This is a genomic window from Nostoc sp. NMS2, from assembly GCF_017115105.1.
Classification (GTDB): Bacteria; Cyanobacteriota; Cyanobacteriia; order Cyanobacteriales; family Nostocaceae; genus Nostoc.
Genome location: NZ_JABXKH010000102.1, coordinates 1 through 4,938 on the forward strand (window position 1 = coordinate 1; position 4,938 = coordinate 4,938).

5 protein-coding genes are annotated in these 4,938 nt (G+C 43.3%); 3 read left to right on the forward strand and 2 right to left on the reverse strand.

Annotation, left to right across the window (positions count from 1 at the left end; genetic code table 11):
* Positions 1-84 precede the first annotated feature (84 nt).
* From HWQ36_RS18395 to HWQ36_RS18405, 3 genes are all read left to right on the forward strand, one after another.
* Positions 85-330 (forward strand): hypothetical protein, encoded by a 246-nt coding sequence (locus HWQ36_RS18395; protein ID WP_292705127.1) that lies wholly within the window; start codon positions 85-87, stop codon positions 328-330.
* A 336-nt stretch (positions 331-666) separates the two neighbouring features.
* A complete protein-coding gene (locus tag HWQ36_RS18400) occupies positions 667-1,614 on the forward strand; it encodes a LysR family transcriptional regulator (RefSeq protein WP_292705128.1) in 948 nt (315 codons plus the stop codon).
* Between the two features lie 79 nt (positions 1,615-1,693).
* Positions 1,694-2,767, forward strand: a complete 1,074-nt coding sequence (locus HWQ36_RS18405; protein ID WP_292705129.1) for an anthranilate phosphoribosyltransferase family protein — start codon at positions 1,694-1,696, stop codon at positions 2,765-2,767.
* Between the two features lie 32 nt (positions 2,768-2,799).
* Here HWQ36_RS18405 and HWQ36_RS18410 read toward each other — a convergent pair whose 3' ends face one another.
* Together HWQ36_RS18410 and HWQ36_RS18415 are read right to left on the reverse strand one after the other, a co-directional pair.
* A complete protein-coding gene (locus HWQ36_RS18410; RefSeq protein ID WP_292705130.1) occupies positions 2,800-4,212 on the reverse strand; it encodes an LCP family protein in 1,413 nt (470 codons plus the stop codon).
* Between the two features lie 284 nt (positions 4,213-4,496).
* Positions 4,497-4,859: a hypothetical protein gene (locus tag HWQ36_RS18415; protein ID WP_292705131.1), complete on the reverse strand. Its 363-nt coding sequence runs from the start codon at positions 4,857-4,859 to the stop codon at positions 4,497-4,499.
* Between the last annotated feature and the right edge of the window lie 79 nt (positions 4,860-4,938).

The following is a 4,938-nucleotide window of genomic DNA, read 5'->3' on the forward strand; positions in this document are numbered from 1 at the left end:
TCAACACTGACAGCCGTACAGGTACAGTGTGAGCCTTCTTGCTGTTTAAGGTAAATTGTTAAACTCCAAAACGAGAAAAGTTTTATGAACAAAGAAATTGAGAATGAAATGGAAGACGAATTACGTTCTGAGTACGATTTTGCTCAAATGGAGGGAGGCCTCAGAGGCAAGTATGTTGAGCGGTATCGTCATGGGACAAACTTAGTACTTTTAGATCCCGATGTTGCCCAAGCTTTTCCTAATGATAAAACGGTGAATGACGCATTGAGGTTGTTAATTCAGGTTGCCCAACGCCAGCAGCCTAACACTGTGGTGCAGCAGACAGACTAGAAATACTCAACATAATTCGTAATTAGTAAATGCAAGTTGCACAGCTATCTGCTTGAGGTTGTACAGAAACTTATGTTACTCAAACCTCATAATCCGCCGCATATTTTAAAAGTCTTATCAAAAAATTCATATATTTCAGCAGAAAATAGTCAATTCTTTTTTGGCGATATTTTCCGAAAAAATCCGTGCAAGGCACATAATTGACGAAAAAGGCAGTCAAATCTGTTTTACACAAATGTAAATCAGAGAAAAATTACCGTAACAAACTATACTAAATTGCGAATAAGAAACCGTTAACTTAATGAAACCGATAAATGTAATTCAGGCTACATAAAAATGCGCCTAGAGCAGTTGCAAGCCTTTCTAGCGATCGCACAAACCGGCAGCTTTCAACAAGCAGCGCGAACATCTGGTGTTACCCAATCGACGATTAGCCGCCAAATCCAGGCATTAGAAGCAGATTTGGGTGTAGAACTTTTTCACAGAACTACTCACGCCAAATTAACGCTGGGAGGTGAATGTTTATTACCACGTGTCCGCAAAATTTGCCAAGAATGGGAGACAGCTACACAAGAGTTAGCTGATTTAATCGCCGGAAAGCAACCAGAACTTTGCATCGCCGTGATTCACTCCCTTTGTGGATCTTACTTACCGCCAGTGTTGCAAAAGTTTTGTCATGCTTATCCAGATGTGCAATTACGGGTGACTTCACTGGGAAGCGATCGCGCTCTGAAAGTCCTCAAAGATGGATTGGTAGATTTAGCAATTGTGATGAATAATCGCTTTTTAACAACTGCTAGAGAAATGGTAGTAGAAGTACTTTATGATGAACCGATAGAAGTTCTCACCGCAGCCAATCATCCCCTGGCACAATATGAATGCGTCCCTTGGTCGGAGCTAATTCGTTATCCCCAAGTGGTTTTTAAAGATGGTTATGGGATGCAGCGCTTAATACAAGATAGATTTGAGCGAATGGAAGCTACACTCCAGGCGGCTTTAGAGGTAAATACCCTAGATGCCTTCCGGGGAGTGGTTCGCCAAGGAGAACTAATCGCTTTGCTACCTCAATCAGCATTACTGGAAGCACGCCTTGACCCTACCCTGGCGATTCGTTCCTTAGCCAGCAACAGTACTAGTGGTTTAGCAGATGGTTCCAGCTTAACTCGGCGGGTAGTAATGGTAACAACTCAAGACCGGCTGCAAATTCCCCCTATCAAGCACTTTTGGCAACTTGTACGCGAAAATATACCATTACAAATTGATCAACAGCGATCGGCTTCTTGAGTGTCATTAGTCATTGGTCATTGGTCATTTTCGGTTATTCACAAAGCACAATGGACAAATGACAAAGGACAAAGGACAAATGAGCAATATATTTAGGGAATTACTGAAAAAAGTAGGTAGCGGAAACCACACAGGTGAAAATTTAACTCGTGCCGAAGCAGCCAGCGCTACTAAAATGATGCTGTTGGGTGAAGCGACACCAGCCCAAATCGGAGCGTTTTTGATTGCTCATCGAATCAAACGTCCTACGGGGGAAGAGTTAGCGGGAATGTTGGATGCTTATGATGAACTAGGGCCAAAACTGCAACCATTCGACTCTGGCAAAACTGCGATCGCTCTTGGCATCCCTTATGATGGCAGAACTCGCACAGCACCAATTAGTCCGCTAACAGCTTTACTACTCGCCGCAGTTGGACAACCAGTGATAATGCACGGTGGCGATCGCCTTCCAACAAAGTACGGCTTACCCCTGATCGATATTTGGCAAGGTTTAGGAGTCGATTGGACTAACCTACCACTGGCAAAAACCCAGCAAGTGTTTGAGCAAACGGGAATCGGCTTTATTTATTTACCCCAGCATTTTCCCTTAACCACAAGTATTTGGGAATACCGCGACCAACTCGGCAAACGCCCACCCTTCGCAACAATGGAGCTAATTTGGTGTCCTTATGCTGGGGATGCTCACGTCATTGCTGGATTTGTTCATCCGCCGACAGAAGGGATGTTTAAGATAGCTTTGGGGCTGCGGGGCATAACAAAATTTACATTAGTGAAAGGATTAGAAGGTAGTTGCGACTTACCACGCGATCGCACTGCAATTATCAGCTTATCTTCATCCGTAGCATCCCAAGAGGTAGAACGATTGCACCTCGTACCGCGTGATTACGGCTTTACTACCAAGAACGTACCCCTTGGAACTACTGAAGAATTGGTGGCAGATATTCAGAATATTTTGGCAGGTAAACCAGGTGAACTAATGCAAACAGCCTTATGGAATGGTGGATTTTACCTATGGCGGAGTGGTATTTGTTCAGATATGCCAGAGGGTTTAGCTAAAGCAGAAGAATTATTAACCAATGGTGCAGTAGCAGCTAAACTCCAAGAACTCACCCAGTCAGTAAATTCCCTCTCAGCAGCATTTTTACCAGTGTAATTAATTACGAATTACGAATTACGAATTACGAATTATTTCGACTTCTCCAAAATAGATTTTTGTTGCAACCAATCCTGACCTACTTGAATACTGACATCTGAGCCAAGATTGCCAGTACTTTCCACACGCACTTCGCCAAATCCCAAAGTCTCACGAATTGATTCGGCGCTGTTACCATCTCCTTGTTGGGCGACAATATGAGTCACATCTAGAGGTTCACCCCATGCTTTAGCTATATAGACGTTGCGATATCCAGATTTTTCCAAAGCTCTAATTAGTGGTTGGAGATTAGAGCGATCGCCACCTGTGCTATCTTGAATTGCTACACGCAAAGAACGTGGATCGGTTGCCTGCTGACTCTGTTCGGATTCCAAACCAAAGTGTTGAGCCATGAGTTTAGCAATACCATCTTTATTGGGCAACCAATAACTAGCATCAAACTCATTCTTCTCGCTAAAGCGACCTGGAAGCATTAGCATTTGCATATTAGAGCGATTAGTCCGCACCCCAAAACCCATTAGCGCCACTAACTCCTCAACCGTTAAATTGGTGTCGATGTGTTCTTTAACTACATCCAGAACTTTAGGTAATTGAGCAACAGTAGCTGGGTTGAGTGTTTGATCCATCAAGGCCCGCATAACCATTTGCTGGCGCTGAATCCGACCAATATCACCGAGTTCGTCATGGCGAAACCGCAGTAATTGCAATGTCTGTTCGCCGCTCAGATGCTGCTTACCCGCCTTCAAATTGATGTACAAATGTTGAGAATCATCTTGATACTTCATATTTTTGGGGACATAAACTGTCACGCCACCCAAAGCATCAATTAGCTTGGCAACTCCCAAAACGTTAATTCGGATATAGCGATCAATTCCCGCCCCACCCAAGAGATTACTGACGGTTCTGGCAGTCAAAGCTGGCCCACCGTCAACATTAGCAGCATTAATTTTTTTTACTCCATACCCCTCTATTTCTGTGCGGGTATCTCTGGGAATGGAGAGCATGATTATTTTTTTCGTCTCTGGATCAAATTTGAGTAAGAGCATTACATCCGAAAGACCATCAAAGGAGTTTACCTGGGGCAGGTATTTGAGGTTTTTGGTGTCTTGGGGAGGGTTTTGGATATCTGGGGGAAGTACGCTCATCCCCATAACCAAGAGATTCACCGGGCGAGTTAATTGTGAAAATCGCATCACACCTCCAGAAATGCGATCGCCATCAAAGGCCGCCTCCTCCTGTGGACTTAGCTGGGCTTGCTGCAAAGGCGTACTGGTTAAAGACACCGCCAAAAGTGCCCCTGCTGTTGCTGACACCATTGCAATCCCACTCATACCTACCCAAAACCACAGCCAACGCCCAGATTTCGAGTTCTGAGAAATTTTTTTATTGGACTTTGAGGCTTTTCCCGACTGGTTTTCTTCCGCCGAACTTCTTTGAATGGTCACAGATTTCCTCACACTTACTCAATAATCAAATTCGGTAAATTTGCAGACTAAAAATATCCAAACAAATCAACCCATAATAGCTAACTCTTAATTATCAGTGCTAACTTTTTTAATGTAGTGTCAACCACAACACTTATAGCAGCATTTTTTCTTCTTTTGGGCCAATCTAGAGATGTTTTACTGAAGTATGGCAATAATAAACTGGATTTGACTAGATATATAGATAAATCAACTGTAATTTTTTAGGAAATAAGTAAAAACACTGATAATAACCCCCTAAAAAATTAAGATAAATACTTGCCAAACACTCGTTCTGCTAAAGTACTAAAGCCTGGTAAACGCCCAGATTTTCCCTGCATCAGACGCAAAATCAACCAGACACTCACTAAAAAGTAACCCGACGTGAGAAAGCTATTCAGGATAAATAGACGTAGCGGAAAAAAATCTGAAGTTGCTGCTCCGGTACTTAATAATAAATATCCCAACAGCCAAGTAAGTGCCAAAGTAATAGACAGACGACTAACAGAAAGTTGTTCCCGACTCCCCCGGCCCCGATAGAGAGTCCACAAAGATGGAAAAAAGCCAATAATCGGAATCAAATATAAAAGCAACTGGGTTTTGGGAATTGGGAATTGGGAATTGGGCATTGGATATTGGACATTATTATTCTCCCCCTGCTCCCCTGCTCCCCCGGTTACTGAGCGTAGTCGAAGTATGCTCCCCTGC